At 74.3% G+C, this 21022-nt stretch carries 16 protein-coding genes and 1 riboswitch; of the genes, 5 read left to right on the plus strand and 11 right to left on the minus strand.

The window, feature by feature from the left end; translation table 11 throughout:
- Positions 1 to 43 precede the first annotated feature (43 nt).
- The 9 genes from cobI to ACIRQ9_RS33840 all read right to left on the minus strand — a co-directional run bounded on the left by cobI (position 44) and on the right by ACIRQ9_RS33840 (position 12788).
- Complete coding sequence (gene cobI, locus ACIRQ9_RS33800) at positions 44 to 775, minus strand: precorrin-2 C(20)-methyltransferase (RefSeq protein WP_404182305.1); 732 nt, start codon at positions 773 to 775, stop codon at positions 44 to 46.
- Entirely contained in the window at positions 772 to 2196 is a 1425-nt protein-coding gene (locus tag ACIRQ9_RS33805; RefSeq protein WP_404182308.1) for a cobyrinate a,c-diamide synthase, read from the minus strand. The genes cobI and ACIRQ9_RS33805 overlap by 4 nt, the downstream gene beginning before the upstream one ends.
- Positions 2193 to 2792 (minus strand): cob(I)yrinic acid a,c-diamide adenosyltransferase, encoded by a 600-nt coding sequence (cobO, locus tag ACIRQ9_RS33810; protein ID WP_404182311.1) that lies wholly within the window; start codon positions 2790 to 2792, stop codon positions 2193 to 2195. Before cobO ends, ACIRQ9_RS33805 begins: the two co-directional genes overlap by 4 nt.
- On the minus strand, positions 2792 to 4786 hold the full coding sequence (locus tag ACIRQ9_RS33815; protein ID WP_404182314.1) for a putative cobaltochelatase: 1995 nt from the start codon (positions 4784 to 4786) through the stop codon (positions 2792 to 2794). Before ACIRQ9_RS33815 ends, cobO begins: the two co-directional genes overlap by 1 nt.
- Positions 4783 to 8451 carry a cobaltochelatase subunit CobN gene (gene cobN, locus ACIRQ9_RS33820; RefSeq protein ID WP_404182317.1) on the minus strand — a complete coding sequence of 1223 codons (3669 nt, stop codon included), beginning with the start codon at positions 8449 to 8451 and terminating at the stop codon, positions 4783 to 4785. Before cobN ends, ACIRQ9_RS33815 begins: the two co-directional genes overlap by 4 nt.
- Positions 8448 to 9959 (minus strand): cobyric acid synthase, encoded by a 1512-nt coding sequence (locus tag ACIRQ9_RS33825; RefSeq protein WP_404182320.1) that lies wholly within the window; start codon positions 9957 to 9959, stop codon positions 8448 to 8450. Before ACIRQ9_RS33825 ends, cobN begins: the two co-directional genes overlap by 4 nt.
- Complete coding sequence (locus ACIRQ9_RS33830) at positions 9956 to 10906, minus strand: cobalamin biosynthesis protein (protein ID WP_404182323.1); 951 nt, start codon at positions 10904 to 10906, stop codon at positions 9956 to 9958. The genes ACIRQ9_RS33825 and ACIRQ9_RS33830 overlap by 4 nt, the downstream gene beginning before the upstream one ends.
- A gap of 98 nt (positions 10907 to 11004) precedes the next feature.
- A riboswitch (cobalamin riboswitch) is annotated at positions 11005 to 11149 on the minus strand.
- Between the two features lie 144 nt (positions 11150 to 11293).
- Complete coding sequence (locus ACIRQ9_RS33835; RefSeq protein ID WP_404182326.1) at positions 11294 to 11521, minus strand: hypothetical protein; 228 nt, start codon at positions 11519 to 11521, stop codon at positions 11294 to 11296.
- Between the two features lie 19 nt (positions 11522 to 11540).
- A complete protein-coding gene (locus ACIRQ9_RS33840) occupies positions 11541 to 12788 on the minus strand; it encodes an anion permease (RefSeq protein WP_404182329.1) in 1248 nt (415 codons plus the stop codon).
- A gap of 291 nt (positions 12789 to 13079) precedes the next feature.
- On the opposite strand from ACIRQ9_RS33840, the gene ACIRQ9_RS33845 reads away from it, so the two are divergent.
- The 3 genes from ACIRQ9_RS33845 to ACIRQ9_RS33855 all read left to right on the plus strand — a co-directional run bounded on the left by ACIRQ9_RS33845 (position 13080) and on the right by ACIRQ9_RS33855 (position 16749).
- Positions 13080 to 13805, plus strand: coding sequence for a class II aldolase/adducin family protein (locus ACIRQ9_RS33845; protein ID WP_404182332.1), 726 nt, complete (start codon positions 13080 to 13082; stop codon positions 13803 to 13805).
- A 55-nt stretch (positions 13806 to 13860) separates the two neighbouring features.
- The gene (locus ACIRQ9_RS33850; protein WP_404182335.1) at positions 13861 to 14988 is read left to right on the plus strand and encodes an alpha/beta hydrolase family protein; all 1128 of its coding nucleotides are present in this window, start codon (positions 13861 to 13863) and stop codon (positions 14986 to 14988) included.
- Between the two features lie 366 nt (positions 14989 to 15354).
- Entirely contained in the window at positions 15355 to 16749 is a 1395-nt protein-coding gene (locus tag ACIRQ9_RS33855; RefSeq protein ID WP_404182338.1) for a hypothetical protein, read from the plus strand.
- Positions 16750 to 16778: 29 nt separating this feature from the next.
- Here ACIRQ9_RS33855 and ACIRQ9_RS33860 read toward each other — a convergent pair whose 3' ends face one another.
- Together ACIRQ9_RS33860 and ACIRQ9_RS33865 are read right to left on the minus strand one after the other, a co-directional pair.
- Positions 16779 to 17192, minus strand: coding sequence for a VOC family protein (locus ACIRQ9_RS33860; RefSeq protein ID WP_404182341.1), 414 nt, complete (start codon positions 17190 to 17192; stop codon positions 16779 to 16781).
- Positions 17193 to 17295: 103 nt separating this feature from the next.
- Positions 17296 to 18186, minus strand: a complete 891-nt coding sequence (locus ACIRQ9_RS33865) for a neutral zinc metallopeptidase (RefSeq protein ID WP_404182344.1) — start codon at positions 18184 to 18186, stop codon at positions 17296 to 17298.
- Positions 18187 to 18394: 208 nt separating this feature from the next.
- On the opposite strand from ACIRQ9_RS33865, the gene ACIRQ9_RS33870 reads away from it, so the two are divergent.
- Both ACIRQ9_RS33870 and ACIRQ9_RS33875 read left to right on the plus strand, forming a co-directional pair.
- Entirely contained in the window at positions 18395 to 19216 is an 822-nt protein-coding gene (locus ACIRQ9_RS33870; RefSeq protein ID WP_404182347.1) for a hypothetical protein, read from the plus strand.
- 92 nt (positions 19217 to 19308) lie between these two features.
- Positions 19309 to 20907, plus strand: a complete 1599-nt coding sequence (locus ACIRQ9_RS33875) for an ABC-F family ATP-binding cassette domain-containing protein (protein ID WP_404182350.1) — start codon at positions 19309 to 19311, stop codon at positions 20905 to 20907.
- Positions 20908 to 21022: the final 115 nt, after the last annotated feature.

The raw sequence follows: 21022 nt of genomic DNA on the forward strand, positions 1-21022 counted from the left end.
GGGGCCGCTGGGCGCCGCGGGCCGGCCGGGCGCGCCGGGGCGGTCACAGTTTCCCGCCTCTGCCGCCGTCCCGGCGCGGCGGCGCGATGAGCGTGGAGAGGTACGGCAGCGGGGCGCCGTCGAGGTCGGCGGCGGGCCGGATGGACTCCTCGTCCAGGCCCAGCGCCGATCCCCACACGGCGTCCCCGGTCCGCCCGGTCTCCCGCAGCGCCTCGGCGACCGCGGCGGCGTGCCGCCCGAACTTGTACGCGACGACCGTCCCCGGCCCGCTCAGCGCGTCCTTCAGCACCTCGGCGCCCGCCGTCACCGGCACCAGCGTCAGCGGCTCGGTCCCCTCGGCGAGCACGGCACCGGAGCGGGCGGCGAGGTCCTGCATGGCGGTGATGCCGGGCACGGTCTCCACGACGACGCCCGGGACCAGCCCGGCGATGGTCTGCGCGAGGTAGGTGAAGGTCGAGTAGACGTTCGGGTCCCCGATGGTGGCGAACGCGACCGTGCCGTGCCCGCGCAGCAGCTCGGCGACCGTGGCGCCCGCCGCGTCCCAGGCGGCCTCGCGCCGCCCCCGGTCGCTGCGCTCGTTCAGCGCGAACACGACCCGGACGACCTTCTCGGCGCCCACGTAGTGCAGCACGGTGGCCTCGGCACGGCCCCGCTCCCCGGTGTCCATCACGGGCACCACGACGACGTCGGCCGCGCGCAGGGCGCCCACGCCCTTCACGGTCACCAGCTCGGGGTCGCCCGGACCCACCCCGACCCCGATCAGCCTGTTGCTCATGACGTCCGGCACCTCTCCACGAACCTCCGGGCCACACCGGGCTCGGACGCCCAGTGCGTGTGCAGGTAACTCGCGTGCACACCCCGCTGTACATGACCCTCGACGCGCGGCTGGGGGGCACGTACTCCCCACGCGGGCGTCGCGCCCGCTCCCGGCTCGACCACGGTCCGGTGGAACTCGTGCCCGCGCATCCGCGTTCCGGCGGCGGCCAGCACGCTGTCGTGCACGGCGACCGCGTCCCGGTAGCCCAGGGTGAGCCGTTCGGACATCCGCGCGCCCGCGTCCAGCACCCCGCACATCGGCAGCCCGTCCAGCTCACGGCACAGGTACAGCAGCCCGGCGCACTCGGCGGCCACCGGGGCGCCGCGGGCCGCGAGGGCGGCGACCGCCTCGCGCAGCGGCTCGTTGGCGGACAGCTCGGCGGCGTACACCTCGGGGAAGCCTCCGCCGACGACCAGCCCGGCCGTCCCGTCCGGGAGCCGTTCGTCCCGCAGCGGGTCGAACGGCACCACCTCGGCCCCGGCGGCGGCCAGCAGCTCGGTGTGCTCGGCGTAGGAGAAGGTGAAGGCGGCCCCGGCGGCGACGGCGACGACCGGCCCGCCCGCCTTCCCGGACGACGCCTCGTCCGGCGTCCCCGGAGGCCCGCCGGCCCGGAGCGGCGCCCCCGCGGCGGCGGCACCGGAGACCGCCTCTGCGGCGTCCCAGGCCGCACCCGGCACCTCCCGCGCACCCCGCGCCAGCTCCAGCAGCGCCGGGAGGTCGCAGCCGTCGGCGACCTGCGCGGCCATCGCCGCCACCGCGTCCACCGCCGCCACGCGCCGCTCGGCGACCGGCACCAGCCCCAGGTGCCGGGAGGGCGTGTCCACCTGGGGGAGCCGCCGCAGCACCCCGAACACCGGCACCCCGGCGGACTCCAGCGCCTCCCGCAGCAGTTCCTCGTGCCGGTCCGACGCCACCTTGTTCAGGATCACGCCGCCGACCCGGACCCGCGGGTCCCAGGAGGCGAAGCCGTGCACCAGCGCGGCCACCGACCGCGACTGCGACGACGCGTCCACCACCAGCACCACCGGGGCGCCGAGCAGCTTGGCGACATGGGCGGTGGACGCCAGCTCGCCTTCCCCCGCGGCCCCGTCGTACAGCCCCATCACGCCCTCGACGACGGCGATGTCACACCCGCGCGCCCCGTGCGCGAACAGCGGCCCGATCAGCTCGGGGCCGCACAGGTACGCGTCGAGGTTGCGTCCCACCCGCCCGGTCGCGAGCGCGTGGTACCCGGGGTCGATGTAGTCCGGTCCGACCTTGTGCGGGGACACGGCGAGTCCCCGCGCGGCGAACGCGGCCATCAGCCCCGTGGCGACGGTGGTCTTGCCGCTGCCGGACGACGGCGCGGCGACGACCAGCCGGGGGACGGAGGACGTCACCACTCGATGCCCCTCTGCCCCTTCTGCCCCACGTCCATCGGGTGCTTGACCTTGGACATGTCGGTGACGAGGTCGGCGAGGTCCACCAGCCTCTCCGGCGCGTTCCGCCCGGTGATCACCACGTGCTGGTTCCCGGGCCGGCCGCGCAGCACCTCGACGACCTCGTCGGTGTCCACCCATCCCCAGTGCATCGGGTACGCGAACTCGTCGAGCACGTACAGCTGGTACGTCTGCGCCGCCAGGTCCCGCTTGACCTGCTCCCAGCCCTCGCGGGCCTTCTCCTCGTTGTCCATCTGCGCGTCGCGCTGGACCCAGGACCAGCCCTCGCCCATCTTGTGCCAGGCGACGGTCCCGCCCTCCCCGCTGTCGCCGAGCACCCGCAGCGCCCGCTCCTCGCCGACCTTCCACTTCGCCGACTTGACGAACTGGAACACCCCGACCGGCCACCCCTGGTTCCAGGCGCGCAGCGCGAGCCCGAACGCGGCGGTGGACTTCCCCTTGCCGACACCCGTGTGCACGACGACCAGCGGCCGGTTGCGGCGCTGACGGGTCGTCAGTCCGTCGTCCGGTACGACACTCGGCTGTCCCTGCGGCATTACGCGGCCCTCCTCTGCACGTCCTTGACCAGCCCGGCGATCGAGTCCGCGCGCAACGCGTCGAGCGTCACCGCGGCACCGCCCAGCTCGGCCGCCAGCTCTCCGGCGAGCCCGAGACGCACCGGGCCCGACTCGCAGTCCACGACCACCGCGGCCACTCCGTCGGCCGCGAACAGCCGGGCCGCCCGGCCCGCCAGCGCGACCGGCTCGGGACCGCCGGTGGCCCGTCCGTCCGTCACCACGACCACCAGCGCGCGCCGCGCCGGGTCCCGCAGCCGCTCCACCCGCAGCACCTCGTGCGCCTTGAGCAGTCCCGCGGCCAGCGGGGTGCGCCCGCCGGTGGGCAGCGCCTCCAGACGGGCCGCGGCCGCGTCCACCGACGAGGTCGGCGGCAGCGCCACGTCGGCGGCCGAGCCACGGAAGGTCACCAGACCCACCTTGTCGCGCCGCTGGTAGGCGTCGAGCAGCAGCGACAGCACGGCACCCTTCACGGCGCTCATCCGCTGCCGGGCCGCCATCGACCCGGACGCGTCGACCACGAACAGCACGAGGTTGCCCTCGCGGCCCTCCCGGCTCGCCTGGCGCAGATCGTCCCGCCGGACCACCAGGCCGGGACCCGACCGCCCGCGCGCCCGCTGGTGCGGGGCCGCGGCCTGCACGGTGGCCGCCAGGTGCAGCTTGGTCAGGGCGCCCCGGGGCCGCCGCGCGCCCGTCGTCCGCCCGTGCTCGGTGCGCGCCCGGGACCGCCGCCCGGCGGCGCCCGCGCCGATCCCCGGCACGGTCAGCACCTTGGTACGGAACGGCTCGGCGGCCCGCGTCGGCGCCTGCTCGCCGGAGCCGCCCGAGGCCTGCGGCTCGCCGTCCTCGCCCGCCTCGGGCCGGGCACCCGTGTCGCCGCCCTGCGGGCCGCCGTCGTCGGGCGCCGGCCCGCCGCCGCCCCCGCCGGGACCGTCCGGATCGGGATCCTCGTCCCCGTCCTCGCCGGAGAACTCCTCCAGCGTCCGGTCCAGCTTGTCCTCGTCGAGGCCCGGCGCGTCGAAGGGGTTGCGGCGCCTGCGGTGCGGCAGCGCGAGCAGCGCGGCCTGCCGGACGTCCTCCGCCAGCACGTCGGTCCGCCCGGCCCACGCGGCCAGCGCGGTCGCCGTCCTCGCCATCACGATGTCGGCGCGCATGCCGTCCACCTCGAAGGCCGCGCAGGTCGCCGCGATCTGCCGCAGTGCCCCGTCGCCCAGGCGCACCGACGGCAGCAACGCCCTTGCCGCGACGATCCGTTGCCGTACCGCGGCCTCCTCGTCGGCCCACCGGGCCGCGAAACCCGCCGGGTCGTCGTCGTGGGCGAGCCGCCTGCGGACCACCTCCACCCGCTGGTCGGGCTCGCGCGAGGCGGCCACCTCCACGGTGAGGCCGAACCGGTCCAGCAACTGCGGCCGCAGCTCGCCCTCTTCGGGGTTCATGGTGCCCACGAGCAGGAACTTCGCGGCGTGCCGCACCGAGACGCCCTCGCGCTCCACGTACGACGCTCCCATCGCCGCCGCGTCCAGCAGCAGGTCGACCAGATGGTCGTGGAGGAGGTTGACCTCGTCGACGTAGAGGATGCCCCGGTGCGCGTCCGCCAGCAGGCCCGGCTCGAAAGCCTTCACGCCCTCCGCCAGGGCCCGTTCGATGTCGAGGGCGCCGACCAGCCGGTCCTCGGAGGCGCCGACCGGCAGTTCGACCATGCGGGCCGGGCGCGTCTCGAAGGCACCGGGCGGGTTGTGAGGGCCGTCCGGGCAGGCCGGGTCCGGGGCGGCCGGGTCGCAGGAGAAGCGGCAGCCCGCGACCACGTCCACGGTCGGCAGCAGCACCGACAGGGCGCGTACCGCGGTGGACTTGGCGGTGCCCTTCTCGCCGCGCACGAGCACACCGCCGACCGCCGGCGAGACGGCGTTCAGCAGCAGCGCCAGCCGCAGATCGTCCTGGCCCACGACGGCCGTAAAGGGGAAGGGGGTGGTCACTGGTCGCCCTCCAAGTCGCCTTCCAGCTCCAGGTAGGTGGCGCGCAGCCGCTCCAGGGTGTCCGCGTCCGGTTCGGCCCACAGGCCCCGGTCGGCGGCTTCCAGGAGCCGTTCGGTGATGCCGCGCAGCGCCCACGGGTTGGACTTCTTCATGAAGTCCCGGTTCTCCGCGTCGAAGACGTACTCCGCGCTGAGTTTCTCGTACATCCAGTCGTCCACGACCCCCGCGGTGGCGTCGTAGCCGAAGAGGTAGTCGACGGTCGCCGCCATCTCGAAGGCGCCCTTGTAGCCGTGCCGGCGCATGGCCGCCATCCAGCGCGGGTTGACCACCCGGGCCCGGAAGACCCGGTGGGTCTCCTCGCCGAGGGTGCGGGTGCGCACCTGGTCGGGGGTGGCCGAGTCGCCGACGTACGCCTCGGGGTTCTCGCCCGTCAGATGGCGGACCATCGCCACCATCCCGCCGTGGTACTGGAAGTAGTCGTCGGCGTCGACGAGGTCGTGCTCACGGGTGTCCACGTTCTTCGCGGCGACCGCGATCCGCCGGAACGCGGTCTCCATGTCCCCGCGCGCCGCCCGCCCGTCCAGCCCGCGCCCGTAGGCGTACCCGCCCCAGACCGCGTACACCTCGGCGAGGTCGGCGTCGGAGCGCCAGTTGCGGGCGTCGATCAGCGGCAGCAGGCCGGCGCCGTACGCGCCGGGCTTGGAGCCGAAGACGCGGGCGGTGGCGCGCCGCCGGTCGCCGTGCCCGGCGGTGTCCTCGTCGGCGTGGGCGCGCACGAAGTTGCTCTCGGCGGGTTCGTCCAGTTCGGCGACCGCGCGTACGGCGTCGTCGATCAGCCCGACCACGTGCGGGAACGCGTCCCGGAAGAAGCCGGAGATGCGGACGGTCACGTCGATGCGGGGCCGGCCGAGTTCGCCGAGCGGGACCACCTCGAAGCCGGTGACGCGCCGGGAGGCGTCGTCCCAGACCGGACGGCAGCCCAGCAGCGCCAGGATCTCGGCGATGTCGTCGCCCTGGGTGCGCATCGCGGAGGTGCCCCACACCGTCAGTCCGACGGACTTCGGGTAGTCGCCGGTGTCCTGGAGGTAGCGCTGCACCAGCGAGTCGGCGAGCGACTGGCCGACCTCCCAGCTCAGCCGGGAGGGAATGGCCTTGGGGTCGACCGAGTAGAAGTTCCGGCCGGTCGGCAGGACGTTGACCAGGCCGCGGGTCGGGGAGCCGGACGGTCCGGCCGGGACGTAACCGCCGTCGAGGGCCTTGAGGATGTGGCCGATCTCGTCCGTGGTGCGGGCCAGCCGGGGCACGACCTCCGTGCAGGCGAACTCCACCACCGCGACGGCGTCCGGGAGTTCGGTGCCGAGCACGGCACGGACCAGGGGACGGCTCTCGGCGACCGCCCAGTCGCGCTCCTCCATCCCCTCCGCGATCCGCCGGCACAGCTGCTCCAGCAGGTCGACGGCGTCGGAGGCGGTGCGGGCGGGACCCTCGACGAGGTCGGACAGCTCCGCCGGCACCTTCACCGGCGCGCCGGGCTCGGCGAGCAGTTCCTTCTCGGCCAGGCCGAAGTGGGCGGCCAGCGCGGCCCTGAGGCCCGGCAGCGCGTTCGCCCGTCCGCCCCACACCTGGGAGGCCCGCAGCACGGCCAGCACCAGGTTCACCCGCGCCTCGCCGGCCGGCCCGCCGCCCAGGATGTGCAGGCCGTCGCGGATCTGCACGTCCTTGATCTCGCACAGGTAGCCGTCGATGTGCATGACGAACTCGTCGAAGTCGGCGTCGTCCGGCTGGTCGTCGACGTGCAGGTCGTGGTGGAGCTCGGCCGCCTTGACCAGCGTCCAGATCTGCGCGCGCACGGCCGGCGCCTTCGCCGGGTCCAGGTCGGAGACCAGCGCGTACTCGTCGAGCAACTGCTCCAGTTTGGCCAGGTCGCCGTAGGTGTCGGCGCGGGCCATCGGCGGGACCAGGTGGTCCACGACGGTGGCGTGCCCGCGCCGCTTGGCCTGGGTGCCCTCGCCGGGGTCGTTGACGATGAACGGGTAGATCAGGGGCAGGTCGCCGAGGACCGCGTCCGGCGCGCAGCCGGCGCTCAGCCCGAGACCCTTGCCGGGCAGCCATTCCATCGTGCCGTGCTTGCCCATGTGCACGATCGCGTCCGCGCCGAAGCCCCCCTCCGACGGCGGGGCCTCCAGCCAGCGGTAGGCGGCCATGTAGTGGTGCGACGGCGGCATGTCCGGGTCGTGGTAGATCGCGATCGGGTTCTCGCCGAAGCCGCGTGGCGGCTGGATCATCACGACGACGTTCCCGAACTGCAGGGAGGCGAGGACGATGTCCTCGCCGTCGACGTAGAGGGAGCCCGGCGGCTCGCCCCACGCCTCGGTCATCGCCTCCCGCAGCCGTGGGTCGAGCTTTTCGAACCACGCCCGGTAGTCGGCGAGCGGCACCCGCGCGGGCGCCGAGGCGAGCTGCTCCTCGGTCAGCCACTCCACGTCGTGCCCGCCGGCCTCGATCAGCCGGTGGATCAGCTCGTCGCCGCCGGAGGGGTACGCCGTGACGCCGTAGCCGGACTCCTTGAGGGCGTCCAGGACCCGGACGGCCGACGCGGGGGTGTCCAGGCCGACGGCGTTGCCGACCCGGGAGTGCTTGGTCGGGTACGCGGTGAAGACCAGCGCGACGCGCTTGTCCGCGTTCGGCTTGTGCCCGAGCCGTGCGTGCCGTACGGCGATCCCGGCGACGCGTCCGGCCCGCTCGGGGTCGGCGACGTACACCGGGACGTCGTCGGGGCCCTGTTCCTTGAAGGAGAACGGGACCGTGATCACACGGCCGTCGAACTCCGGGATGGCGACCTGCATGGCCGCGTCCATCGGGGACAGGGCGGCGTCGGACGCCTCCCAGGCCTGCCGGGAGGAGGTCAGGCACAGGCCCTGCAGCACCGGCACGTCCAGGTCGGCGAGCGCCCCGACGTCCCAGGCCTCCTCGTCACCGCCGGCCGACGCCTGCGAGGCGTGGGTGCCGCCGGCCGCCAGCACGGTGGCGACCAGCGCGTCGGTGCCGGCCAGGATCTCGAACAGCCCGGCGTCCGCTCCGCGCAGTGAACCGCAGTACACCGGAAGGGCGTTGGCGCCCCGCGCCTCGATCGCCTCGCACAGGGTGTCCACGAAGGCGGTGTTGCCGCCGAGTTCGTGGGCCCGGTAGAAGAGCACGCCGACCGTGGGGCGGCCCGCGCGGATCTCGTAGCCGCCGTGCACGCCGAACTCGGGCATCTTCCGCGGCTCGGCGAACCCCTCGCCGGTCAGCAGCACGGTGTCGGAGAGGAACCGGGACAGCTCCAGGAGGTTCCCGGGCCCGCCCTCGACGAGGTAGCGCAGCGCCTCCGCGACCACACCGGCCGGCACCGAGGAGTCGGCCATCAGCTCGGCGTCCGGCACGGTCTCGCCGCCGAGCAGCACGGTCGGGATGCCGGACGCCCGGAGCGCGGCCAGCCCGTCCTCCCAGGCCCGCTTGCCGCCGAGCAGCCGGACGACCGCGATGTCCGCGCCGTCGATCAGCGCCGGCAGGTCCGCCGCGACGTCGACGCGCGTCGGATTGCCGATCCGGTAGCCGGCACCGGTGGCGGCGCGGGCCGCCAGCAGATCGGTGTCGGCTGTCGACAACAACAACACAGTGCTCATGCGGGTGCTCCCGGTGGAATGAAGGGCAGTCCTTGCGGCGCGCCCGACTCGATGAGCCGCCAGAGCGCGTCGGTGTCCGCGTGCTGTTCGATCAGGTCGCCGAGCCGGTCGAGCTGCTCCTCGCGCAGCGCGGCGAACGAGGTGTCCGGGGCGGGCACGAACCGGCGGCCCGCGGCGGCCGCCACCTCGCGCAGGAAGGCCCGGCGGAAACCGTCCGACTCCAGCGAGCCGTGCCAGTGGGTGCCCCAGGTCTGCCCGACCCGGCAGCCGTCCAGGAAGGCCTCGCCGCCGGTCACCTCGGCGACGCCGTGATGGATCTCGTACCCCTCGACCCGCTCGCCGAGTGCCTCTCCGACGGGCCGCGTGAGGGTCTTCTCGCGGGCGAACCGGACCCGCACGGGCAGCACGCCGAGCCCGTCGACCAGGCCCCGGCGGCTCTCGACGTCGTCCTCGATCCGCTCGCCGAGGACCTGGAAGCCGCCGCAGAGACCGAGCACCGGCCGTCCCTCGGCGGCCCGGCGCCGCAGCGCGTCCGCGAGGCCGCGCCGGTGCAGCCACTCCAGGGCCCGGACGGTGCCGCGGGTGCCGGGGACGACGACGAGGTCGGCGTCGGCCAGTTCCTCCGGGCGGTCCACGAACCGCACCACGACGCCGGGTTCGGCGGCCAGCGCGTCCACGTCGGTGAAGTTGGACATCAGGGGGACGGCGCAGACGGCGACCCGCAGGACGTCCTCGCCGACGGGCGGGGCGAGGCTCGACTCGCGCACCGTGCCCCGCAGGGAGACCCGCAGCCCGTCCTCCTCGTCGATCCCGAGCCCGTGCCGGAAGGGCAGCACGCCGTAGGTGTGCCGCCCGGTGAGCCCGTGCAGCATGTCGAGGCCGGGCTCCAGCAGCGAGACGTCGCCGCGGAACTTGTTGACGAGGAACCCGGCGACGAGGGCCTGGTCCTCGGGGGAGAGCAGGGCGACGGTGCCGAAGAAGGAGGCGAAGACGCCGCCGCGGTCGATGTCGCCGACGACGAGCACGGGAAGGTGGGCGTTGCGCGCGATCCCCATGTTCACGATGTCCGTCCGGCGCAGGTTGATCTCCGCCGGACTGCCCGCTCCCTCACAGATCACCGCGTCATACGTGCTCCGCAGCGTGCTGAGGCAGTCGAGCACGGTGCCGAGCAACTGCTGCTGGCGGCCGCCGTGGTAGCCGCGCGCGCTCATCTCCCCGACGGGCTTGCCGAGCAGCACGACCTGGCTGCTGCGCTCGCCGCCCGGCTTGAGCAGCACGGGGTTCATCAGCGCGGTCGGCTCGATCCGGCAGGCCTGCGCCTGCATGGCCTGCGCCCGCCCGATCTCGGCGCCCTCGCGCGTGACGAAGGAGTTGAGGGACATGTTCTGCGCCTTGAACGGCGCGACCTTGACGCCCTGTCGCACCAGCCACCGGCAGATGCCGGCCGTGACGACGCTCTTGCCGGCGTCGGAGGTGGTGCCGGCCACCAGGAGACCGCCGTTGTTCATGACGCCCTTCCCGACAGCCGTCCGCGCAGCAGGGCCCCGGCCGCGCTCACCCCGAGCGCCAGCCATCCCACCCGGCGCGACAACCGCACCGCCCGCTGGATGTCGGCGACTTCCACGGTCCGTCCCTCCCCGTTCAGCACCGGCCGGTGCTCGACCCGACCTCCGTACGACAGCGTCCCGCCGAGCCGTACCCCGAGGGCGCCCGCGAACGACGCCTCCACCGGACCGGCGTTGGGGCTCGGATGCTTCGCGGCGTCGGACCGCCAGGCCCGCAGGGCCCCTCGCGGGTCGGTTCCGGCGACGGCGGCCAGGACGGCGGTGAGCCTGGCTCCCGGCCAGCCCGCCACGTCGTCCAGCCGCGCGGAGGCCCACCCGTACCGCCGGTACCGGGCCGACCGGTGGCCCACCATGGCGTCCAGGGTGTTGACGGCCCGGAAGCCGAGCAGCCCCGGCACTCCGGCGACGGCTCCCCACACCAGCGCGCCCACGACGGCGTCGCTGGTGTTCTCGGCCACGGACTCCACGACGGCGCGGGCGATCCCGTCGGCGTCCAGGGTCTGCGGATCGCGTCCGCACAGGTGCGGCAGCCGGGCCCGGGCCGCCTCGACGTCCCCGGCCCGCAGCGCGCGCCCGATCACACCCGCCTCACGGGCGAGCGACGTGCCGCCGACGACGGCCCAGGTGGCGGTCGCGGTGAGCACGACGGACGCCGCCGTCGACGGCCGTACGACCCGCTGGGCCAGCGCGCCCAGCGTCACGGCACCGCCCGCGCACAGCGCGGTGTGCAGCGCGCCCCAGCCGCGATGGTCCCGCCACAGCGTCCGCTCGACGGCTCCGGCCGCGCGTCCGAACGCGGCGACCGGATGGCCGCGGCGCGGATCGCCGAGCAACAGGTCGCCGAGAAGGCCGGCGGCGGCGCCGTACGCGAAGACGCGCTCGGCACCCATCGGCTCAGCCCGCCGCGGAGGCGGGAAGTGGCCGGATACTCAACCTCGTTCGGCAGCCACGCATGGCGAATTGTCCTCACTCAGGGTGTCCACGCCCTGGTTCGACGAGAACGGCGGTGAGAGTTCCTGGCTCGCGGGGACTGCTACCCCGGTGACAGTGGCGGGACCGCGCCGGATTCGCACCGGCTTCCTCTCATGCCGCCGTACTTGGCTCCGGAAGTCCACCACGCCCCCGGAAGACCCGTCAACTTGCCGTTGACCTGCGAGGGGAGTGTGTGGGAAGGCCCACACCGGCGGTTCGGCCCGGGCTTCTCGGGGCACGCCGAAGGCTCCCTCCCGCGGACCGGGAGGGAGCCTTCGGTGGTGCGGGCGATCGGCCCGCCCGGGTCAGGGCTTGGCGACGATCAGGTGGATGCCGTAGGCCACGGCGACCGCGCAGGCCGCGAAGCACAGGTAGGCGGCGGTCACGGCCACCGCCGCGGAGTTGCCCTGGGCGACGGCGCGTTCGCGGGCGGAGAGGCCTTTGATGCCGAGGGTGAAGAGGGCCACCATGCCCACGGTGACCACGAGGCTGACGCCGAAGACGGAGCCGATGGCTGCCCAGTCGATGTTCATGTCGGTTCTTCCTCGGGTGTCAGACGGTCGCGGCCGGGTCGGCGGCGGGGGCGGCGGGGGCGGCGGGGGAGGGGATGGTGGCCGTCAGGTTCTCGGTGACCGGGCCCGCGGGCGGCGGGGTGACGGCGGCCATCGCCGCGGTGACCACGCCGGCCGGCTCCGCGGGGTCGGTCTCGTTGACGTTCGCGCTGTCCACCACCTGGCGGCGGGAGAGCTTCCAGATGGCGGCGCTGGAGGCGGCGAGGAAGACGGCGACCGCCGCGGTGCCCCAGTCGCCGAGGTCCGTCACGGACTCGGCGAGCGCGCCGACGACGGCGGCCGCGGGGAGGGTGAGCACCCAGGCGACCATCATCCGGGTGGCGGTGGACCAGCGGACCGTGCCGCCCTTGCGGCCCAGGCCCGCGCCCATCACGGAGCCGGAGACGACGTGCGTGGTGGAGAGCGAGAAGCCGAGGTGGGAGGAGGCCAGGATGGCGGTGGCCGCGCTGGTCTGGGCGGCGAAGCCCTGCTGCGGCCGGAGGTCGGTCAGGCCCTTGCCCATGGTGCGGATGATCCGCCAGCCGCCGATGTAGGTGCCGAGCGCGATCGCCAGGCCGGCGGAGAGGATGACCCAGGTGGGAGGGTTCGAGCCGGGGGCGATGGAGCCGCCCGCGATCAGCGCGAGGGTGATGATGCCCATCGTCTTCTGCGCGTCGTTGGTGCCGTGCGCGAGGGAGACCAGGCCGGCGGAGGCTATCTGGCCGGCCCGGAAGCCCTTGCGGGTGGCGTTGTCGTCGGCGTCCTTGCCGATCCGGTAGGACAGCCGGGTGGCGAGCAGCGCCGCCAGACCCGCGACGACGGGGGCGGCGACCGCGGGCAGCAGTACCTTGGTGACCAGGACGTCCCCGTGGACCGCGCCGAAGCCGGCGGAGGCGACGGTGGCGCCGACCAGGCCGCCCATCAGGGCGTGCGAGGAACTGGAGGGCAGGCCCACCAGCCAGGTCACCAGGTTCCAGAGGATCGCGCCCACGAGGGCGGCGAAGATGACCTCGGGCCGGATGCCGTTCTCGTCGACGAGGCCCTTGGAGATCGTGTTGGCGACCTCCACGGAGAGGAAGGCGCCCACCAGATTGAGCGCGGCGGACATGGTCACCGCGATCTTGGGCTTGAGCGCACCGGTCGAGATGGTCGTGGCCATCGCGTTGGCGGTGTCGTGGAAACCGTTCGTGAAATCAAACGCAAGTGCGGTCACCACCACAATCGCGAGGATCAGCGAGAAGTTTTCCATTTACCCGAACAATCTTTAGAGGTCATCGGCTGTTGGACCGTAGGCAACCTGGGTGAACGGAAGATGAACTGAGTCGGTCACCATGGTGACCGAAATCGACATCCGGGGTCCCGCTCGCGGGAAGGGATGCGGCCGTCGGCCGCCGGCGGGTCCGCCGGGCCTGTCGCCCCTTGGCCCGGCGGCCCGCGGCGGACGCCTTCGGCCTCCTCGCCGCACCGGCGAGGAGATTCTGCTCACCCGGCCGTCCGGCCGCCCCCGCGTGACGGGAGCGCGGCCTGACAGGATCGGGTCATGGCTGAGCAGCGGCGGGACGGGCGGGACGGACACGGCGGCGCACCGGACGGGTCCGGGCCGCCCCGGCGCGAGGTGCGCGCCCAGGAGGCGGCGGCCTGGGGCGAACTCGTCGCCACCGCCCGCCGCACGGTGGCCGACGGACTGGTCGTCGGCACCTCAGGCAACGTCTCGGTCCGGGTCGGCGACACCGTCCTCGTGACACCGTCGGGCGTGCCGTACGACCGCCTCACCCCCGACGACGTGACGGGCGTCGACCTCGCCGGGCGCCAGGTCCTCGGCATCCTCGTCCCGACCAGCGAACTGCCGATGCACCTCGCGGTCTACGGCACCACCGACGCGGGCGCGATCGTGCACACCCACGCGGTGGCCGCGACGGCCGTCTCCACGCTCGTCCCGGAACTCCCGCCGATCCACTACATGGCCGCCGCGCTCGGCGGACCCGTCCGGGTCGCCCCGTACGCGACCTACGGCACCGACGCACTCGCCGAGAGCATGCTCCGCGCCCTGCGGGGACGCTCCGGCTGCCTCCTCCAGAACCACGGCACGATCACCTACGGCGCCACCCTGGCCCAGGCCCTCGACCGCACGGCCCAGCTGGAGTGGATGTGCCGCGTCTGGCTGACGGCCTCCTCGGTGCCCGGCCTGACCCCCGCCCTGCTCTCGCCGGACCAGCTGGCCGAGGCGGCCGAGCGCCTGCGCGGGTACGGCCGGCAGCCGGACTGAACCCGAGCGGCACCTTCCGCTGGCCGTCGTCCCGGTCCGCCCCGACACTGGACAGGTGCGCCCAGTCAAAGTCACCGCGGCCGCCGTCGGCGCCGTCCTGGCCGCCGGCGCGGCCGGGGTGGCCGCGGGGCGGTTCGCCAGCGACGCCGCTCTCAAGGCCGCGCCCGGCCGGCCCCTGCCCACCGAGCCCCGGCTCACCGTGCACGGCACCGGAGCCGGCCGCGTCACCCTCACCCGGGACCTCGCCTCGCTGCGCCCCGGCACCTACGGCCTGGCCGGCGACGGCACCCACGCGGTCGTCGGCGCCGTCCTGGAGTCCGCCGCGACCACCCCGGACACCGTCGTACGGCGGCTGGAGCAGGTGACCCACGGCAGCCTCGAAGCCGGCGACAAGGTCTGGCTCACCCCCAACGTCCACATCGGCAACCCGGGCGCGGCCCTGGGGCTGGACCACGCGGACATCGACGTCCCCGGCGAACTCGGCGCGCTGCCCGCCTGGTTCGTGCCCGGCTACCGGGACACCTGGGTGATCGCGGTGCACGGCCTCGGCACCACCCGCGAGCTCGCGATGAACGTCATGCGGTTCCTGCACGACCGCCGCCTGCCGGTCCTCGCCCTCGCCTACCGCGGCGACCTCGGCGCCCCGCGTCCTCCCGACGGCCTCAGCCACCTGGGCGAGAGCGAGTGGCGCGACCTGGACGCGGCGATCCGCTACGCCGTCCGCTACGGCGCCCGCCGTGTCGTCCTGTACGGCTGGTCCACCGGCGCCACCATGGCGCTGCGCGCCGCCGCCCACTCGTCCCTGCGCGAGCGGATCTCCGGTCTCGTCCTGGACTCGCCGGTGCTCAACTGGGAGGTCACCCTGCGGGCCCTGGCCCGGGCCCGGCACACCCCCGACGCGCTGCTGCCGCTCGCGGTGCGCGCCGCCCAGGGCCGCGCGGGCCTGCACGCCGACCACGGCGGCGACCTCGTCGACGCGGGCCAGCCGGTCGTGCCCACCCTGATCGTCCACGGCCCGGACGACACGGTGGCCCCCTGGGTGTACTCCCGCCGGCTGGCCGCCCGCCACCCCGACCTCATCGCCCTGCACGCCGTGCCGGACGCGCCGCACGGAGCCATGTGGAACCCCGACCCCGAGCGGTACGAGGAGCGGCTGCGCCGGTTCCTCACGCCTCTCATGTGATGGCGCCTCTCCGGTGACGTCGGCGCCCCCGCGATGCCGGCACATCTCCGCTCCCGCGAGCTGGGATCTGATGCGCGGCGTGTCCGGCGGGCGCCCGGACCGCTTCCCGCCTCCTCCCGGCATGAGGCGGAGGCCCTGATTCCAGTCGGTCGCGGAGGTTCCGTTTAAGGCCGTACCACTGGCCTGAACATGTCTCCCCGCCTCCCTTCGGGCCCCGTGCGTTGGCCAGCCCCGTCGCCCGCCGTGACATTCCGTTTGGGTTTTCGGACCGTCAACCGGAAGACTGCACCCGTGACGTCCCGTATCCCGCGCGACTCAAGGCTTCGACTCGTCCGAACGCGACCCCTGGCCGCAGCCCCCCGAGCGATGAACCAGCGGCCCGCGCGCCGCCCCGCACCCCGCCCGCCCGAGGGCACCCCGGCCCCCGCCGAGCTGGCCAGAATGGCACGGTCCGGGCTGGCCGGAGCGGCCCGCGTCGCCCACTGGGCGGACACGGCCCTGGGTCCGGGCAGCGACGTGACCGGAGACGGCAAGGCCACCCTCTCCGAGGCGTCCGCCGAACGCGCGTCCGAGGATCTGGGCCTGACCCTCGCTCAGGTCCGCGCCGACTGGGACACCGCCCGCCTCGCCGGCCTGGTCGAGGTGCACGGCGACAGCGCACGCCCCGGCTGGCGCCTGCGGGCCTGGGACCGCGACGACAGCGCCGTGCTGCGCGGCTGGGTCGCCCTCTTCGACGCCTGGTCGCTCGCCCATCCCGAGCCGGCCGAGTTCGAGGCCGCCGCCGTCGCCGAGGTCGTCTCGGCCATGCCCCAGGTGCTCTCCTTCCTCCAGCTGTCCGCCGGTCCCGTCCCGGTCGAGCAGCTCCTGGACCTGCTCCGGCAGCGGGTCACCGAACTGCGCACCGAGCGCTGCGAGGTCTCCTACGAGACGGAGGCCGGGATCGGCGCCGTGGACGCGTCCGCCGCCGTCCCGGTGCCTGCCGCCGTGCCCGCAGGTCCCGCGGACCGGGGCCCGGCCGACGACCCCGCCCCCGCCGAGGAGGCCGAGCTGGCCCCCCTCCTCGACTGGTCCCTGCACGCCCTCGCCTCCGTCGGCGCGCTGACCTGCGGCGCCGGCCAGGCCACCCTCACCCCGCTGGGCAGCTGGGCGGTCTGGGTCAAGCTGGAGCAGATCTGCGTGGCCGCGCAGAGCCCCGCGGGCAACATCGAGGTCGCCGCCGAGGAGATGCTGCGCGGCTGCGCCCAGCTGCGCCCGAACGCGGCCCGCGCCGAGTACCGCGCCTGGCTCGCCGCCCGCCCCGTCGGCAGCGCCGTCGGCGAACTCGTCGCCGCCGCCCGGGGCGAGGACGCCCTGCTGCGCGGTCTGGCCTTCGAGGCGCTGCGCGTGGTCGGGGCCCCGGCCGAACCGGAGGTCCGCGCGGTCGTCGACGAGCCCACCCTGCGGCCGTACGCGCTGCTGTGGCTGGCCGAGCACGACGGCGTCGACCCCGAGGACGCCCACGAGGTGCTCACCCGCGAGGAGGCCACCTGGCTCTGGGTGGACACGGCCGCCGCGGTCGCCGACCACGGCGAGGCTCCGATGCTGGTCCGGCATCTGGAGTCGGCGCTGCAGCCCACCGTCCCCGTGCTGCTCGACGAGGTGCGCGCCGTCGGTCACCCGCGCACCGTGCAGGTCCTGGTCGCCCTCGCCGCCGCCCACCCCGACCCGGCGCTGGCCAAGGCCGTCCGCCGGGCCGCCTTCCAGGTGCACACCGGAGGCTGACGGGACGCGCGGGCCGGGGCGGGCGAGGATCAGGCCGTTATCTCCGGGGCGTAGGTGCCGAAGCTCCAGATGTTGCCCTCGACGTCCCGGGCCATGTAGTCCCGCGACCCGTAGTCCTGGTCCGTCGGAGGCATCAGGATCTCCGCGCCGTGGTCCACGGCCCGCTGGTGGTGTGTGTCGACGTCGTCCACCACGACGTACACCCCGGTCGGGCCCGCGCCCTCGAGCGCCGCGTCGAAACGGCCGCCGCGGCCCTTGGACCCCAGCATGACCGCGCCGTTGCCCTGCACCAGTTCGGCGTGCAGCACCAGGCCGTCCTCGCCCTCGTACACCGACAGCTCCGTGAAGCCGAAGGCCTCCGTCAGCTGTCTGATCGCCGCCTTCGCGTCCGCGTACAGCAGTGACGGATAGATGCTCGGCCGTCCGCCCGTCGTGCCTGCCATGCCGATCACTCCCCTCGTGTGCCGGTCCCTCGCAGGCCGTCGTCCGGCCCGTCGCACAGTCTGGCACCCGGCACCGACAACGCCGCGGCCGAAGGCGCCGCGCTCACCGGAAGGTGTCGCACTGCGCCATGTCACCGGTCCGGTATCCCTGGTAGAACCAGTCCTGGCGCTGCCTGGCCGACCCGTGCGTCCAGGTCTCCGGCGTCACCCGGCCCTGGAACCGCTCCTGGATCCGGTCGTCGCCCACGGCCGCCGCCGCGTCGAGACCGTCCCGGATGTCGGCGTCCGTCAGGCTGGTGATCAGCGGCCGGCCGGTCGACTCGTCCTTCGTGGTCGTCGCGTGCCGTGCCCACACCCCGGCGTAGCAGTCGGCCTGGAGCTCCACGCGCACCGCGTTGCTGTTCGCGCCGGTCATGTTGTCCTGCGACCTGCTCAACGTGCCCATCAGGTCCTGCACATGGTGTCCGTACTCGTGCGCCACCACGTACGCCTGCGCGAACGGGCCGCCGCTGGCGCCGAACTTGGACCGCAGCTCGTCGAAGAACCCGAGGTCCAGGTAGACCTTCCGGTCGCGCGGGCAGTAGAACGGCCCGACCGCCGACGTGGCCGTACCGCACGCGGTGGCGACCCGGCCGGTGAAGAAGACCGTCGGCGCGTTCGTGTAGACGCCGCGGCGCTGCTGGAACTCCTGCTTCCAGAAGTCCTGCACGCTGTTGACCACCGCCACCATCCGGCAGTCCTCCCTGGCGTTCGCGTCCCGCCCGGTACGGCAGCTCTGCTGCACCTGCGCCAGCGAGGACGAGGCCGGTGAGGGCGCGCTGTCGCCCGAGGAGAGCCCCAGCTGGTCCGGCCCGACACCGAAGAACAGGCCGAGGAGCAGCGCGATCAGCCCGGCGATGCCGCCGCCGATGGTCGCCCGCCCGCCCGGCACACGGCTGCCGCGCTCGTCCTGCACCTCGGAGGTGTCCAGGTTCGCGTCGTCGTCGAACTGCATGGGGCACCGCCTTCTGCTCGCACCGTCCCTGCATCCACCTTGCGCCCTCCCGCCCGGCACTTCGCGTCGATGGCCCGGCGACCGCCCGATCGGGCGACGTCCCGTCCCGCCCCCGCGTCACGCCCGCCGCCGCCGTACGGCCGTGACTACGCTCTGCGCCTGATCCATGGGACGAGGACGCCCGCCCTGGGCGCCGAAGGGGGGAGCGGTGCCCGTTCTGCCACTCGGAGCGGTGCCGCCCTCCGCCGCGGCGGACGGCCGCCGGTCGCGGCCCGCCGCGGCCCCCGGCCCCCGTCCGGCCGCCCCGGTGGCCGCTTCCACCGGCCCCCGCACGCCGGCTGCCGTCCCGCGCGCGGTGCCCGCCCGCCCCGCCGCCCGCGTCCTGCGCCTGGCGGGCCTGCTGGCCGGCGCCGCCGTCCTCTGCGCGGTCCAGCAGGCCCGCCCCGCCCCCTACGGCGACCACCTCACCCCGGGTCCGGCCGCGCGCAGCGCACGCGCGCACGGGGCGGCCGTCGAGGCGTACGACGGACGGACCCTGCGCTGGCGGTACGCGCGTGCGGGCCGCCGTCCGCTGAGCGTGCTGCCCGCGCGCGGGCACGCCATCGCCGTGTGGGACGACGGGCTGGTCACCGACACCGACGGCCGCTCCGTGCGCTGGCACCGGGCCCTGCCCGCGGCCGGCGGCTGGCTCCGCCGCCAGGGCGGCACCGGCGTCCTGCGTCCGCTGGGCCGCGGCATCCTCGCGGTCGTCACCCCGGACCGCATCGCCGCCTACCGCACCGCCGACGGCGACCTGCGCTGGGTGCTGCCCGCCCGCGCGGGCTGCGCGTTCCGTCCCGAACGTGCCGTACGTCACGGCCCGGCCCTGCTCGTCGCCCAGCCCTGCGCGGACGGCGCGTGGACCGCGCAGCTCATCGCCGTGGACGACCTCGGCCGGATCGTCCCGCACCGCGCGCCCCTCGGCAACGACCGCCCCGGCACCGCCCCCGCACGCCCGCGCACCGGAAAAGCCCTTGCGCCGCCCCGTTAGACTTGGCCCATGGCCATTCTCCTCGCGCATTAGACGGCGGGAACGTCCTCAGCCGCCCACCCGTCAAACCCCGTACGCCCTGGAGTCTGTCCGTGATCTCCGCCTCCGGTATCGAGCTGCGCGCCGGCGCCCGCATCCTCATCGAGAACGCCACCTTCCGCGTCGCCAAGGGCGACCGCATCGGTCTGGTCGGCCGCAACGGCGCGGGCAAGACCACCCTCACCAAGGTGCTGGCCGGCGAGGGCACCCCCGCCGGGGGCACCGTCACCCGCTCCGGCGAGGTCGGCTACCTTCCGCAGGACCCCCGTACCGGCGACCTCGACGTGCTCGCCCGCGACCGCGTCCTGTCCGCCCGCGGCCTCGACGTGCTGATCCGCAAGATGCGCGAGAACGAACAGCGCATCGCCAACGGCCAGGGCGCCACCCGCGAGAAGGCGCTGCGGCAGTACGAGCGCCAGGAGACGGAGTTCCTCACCAAGGGCGGGTATTCCGCCGAGGCCGAGGCCGCCACCATCGCCGCCGCGCTCAACCTGCCCGACCGGGTGCTCGGCCAGCCCCTGCACACCCTCTCCGGCGGTCAGCGCCGCCGTATCGAGCTGGCCCGGATCCTGTTCTCGGACGCGGACACGCTGCTGCTGGACGAGCCGACCAACCACCTCGACGCCGACTCGATCGTCTGGCTGCGCGACTACCTGAAGACCTACCGCGGCGGCTTCATCGTGATCTCCCACGACGTCGACCTGGTCGAGACGGTCGTCAACAAGGTCTTCTACCTGGACGCCAACCGCTCCCAGATCGACGTCTACAACATGGGCTGGAAGCTCTACCAGCAGCAGCGCGAGGCCGACGAGAAGCGCCGCAGGCGCGAGCGGGCCAACGCCGAGAAGAAGGCGGCCGCACTGCACTCGCAGGCCGACAAGATGCGCGCCAAGGCCACCAAGACGGTCGCCGCGCAGAACATGGCCCGCCGCGCCGACAAGCTGCTGGCCGGCCTGGACGCCGTCCGGGTCTCCGACAAGGTCGCCAAGCTCCGCTTCCCGGAGCCCGCGCCCTGCGGCAAGACGCCGCTGACCGCCGAGGGCCTGTCCAAGTCGTACGGCTCGCTGGAGATCTTCACCGACGTCGACCTGGCCATCGACAAGGGCTCGCGGGTCGTCATCCTCGGCCTCAACGGCGCCGGCAAGACCACCCTGCTGCGGCTGCTCGGCGGGGTCGAGCAGCCGGACACCGGCGAGGTGATCGAGGGCCACGGCCTCAAGCTCGGCTACTACGCCCAGGAGCACGAGACCCTGGACCCGGAGCGCACGGTCCTGGAGAACATGCGCTCGGCCGCGCCCGACATGGATCTGGTCGAGGTCCGCAAGGTGCTGGGCTCGTTCCTGTTCTCCGGCGACGACGTCGACAAGCCCGCGGGCGTGCTCTCCGGCGGTGAGAAGACCCGGCTCGCGCTCGCCACCCTGGTCGTCTCCTCGGCGAACGTGCTGCTCCTGGACGAGCCGACCAACAACCTCGACCCGGCCAGCCGCGAGGAGATCCTCGGCGCCCTGCACACCTACAAGGGCGCGGTGGTCCTGGTCACCCACGACGAGGGCGCCGTCGAGGCGCTCCAGCCCGAGCGGATCATCCTGCTCCCGGACGGCGTCGAGGACCTGTGGGGCGCCGACTACGCGGACCTGGTCGCGCTCGCCTGAGAACCCGTCCCGTCGCCGTGGGTTGATCGAATGCCTGATCCACTGGCTATGGATCATTCGGCCTATCGGTGATCCATCATCTGTGTGAGATCTCCTCGTATCGAGGTGTGTCCTA

It is taken from the genome of Streptomyces sp. NPDC101237 (assembly GCF_044767465.1).
Taxonomy (GTDB): Bacteria; Actinomycetota; Actinomycetes; order Streptomycetales; family Streptomycetaceae; genus Streptomyces; species Streptomyces gramineus.

Coding starts and splice junctions, on each gene's coding strand:
- cobI (WP_404182305.1), bottom strand. CDS start 775: ATGAGCAACAGGCTGATCGGGGTCGGGGTGGGTCCGGGCGACCCCGAG.
- cobO (WP_404182311.1), bottom strand. CDS start 2,792: ATGCCGCAGGGACAGCCGAGTGTCGTACCGGACGACGGACTGACGACC.
- cobN (WP_404182317.1), bottom strand. CDS start 8,451: ATGAGCACTGTGTTGTTGTTGTCGACAGCCGACACCGATCTGCTGGCG.
- ACIRQ9_RS33825 (WP_404182320.1), bottom strand. CDS start 9,959: ATGAACAACGGCGGTCTCCTGGTGGCCGGCACCACCTCCGACGCCGGC.
- ACIRQ9_RS33830 (WP_404182323.1), bottom strand. CDS start 10,906: ATGGGTGCCGAGCGCGTCTTCGCGTACGGCGCCGCCGCCGGCCTTCTC.
- ACIRQ9_RS33835 (WP_404182326.1), bottom strand. CDS start 11,521: ATGAACATCGACTGGGCAGCCATCGGCTCCGTCTTCGGCGTCAGCCTC.
- ACIRQ9_RS33840 (WP_404182329.1), bottom strand. CDS start 12,788: ATGGAAAACTTCTCGCTGATCCTCGCGATTGTGGTGGTGACCGCACTT.
- ACIRQ9_RS33845 (WP_404182332.1), top strand. CDS start 13,080: ATGGCTGAGCAGCGGCGGGACGGGCGGGACGGACACGGCGGCGCACCG.
- ACIRQ9_RS33855 (WP_404182338.1), top strand. CDS start 15,355: ATGAACCAGCGGCCCGCGCGCCGCCCCGCACCCCGCCCGCCCGAGGGC.
- ACIRQ9_RS33860 (WP_404182341.1), bottom strand. CDS start 17,192: ATGGCAGGCACGACGGGCGGACGGCCGAGCATCTATCCGTCACTGCTG.
- ACIRQ9_RS33865 (WP_404182344.1), bottom strand. CDS start 18,186: ATGCAGTTCGACGACGACGCGAACCTGGACACCTCCGAGGTGCAGGAC.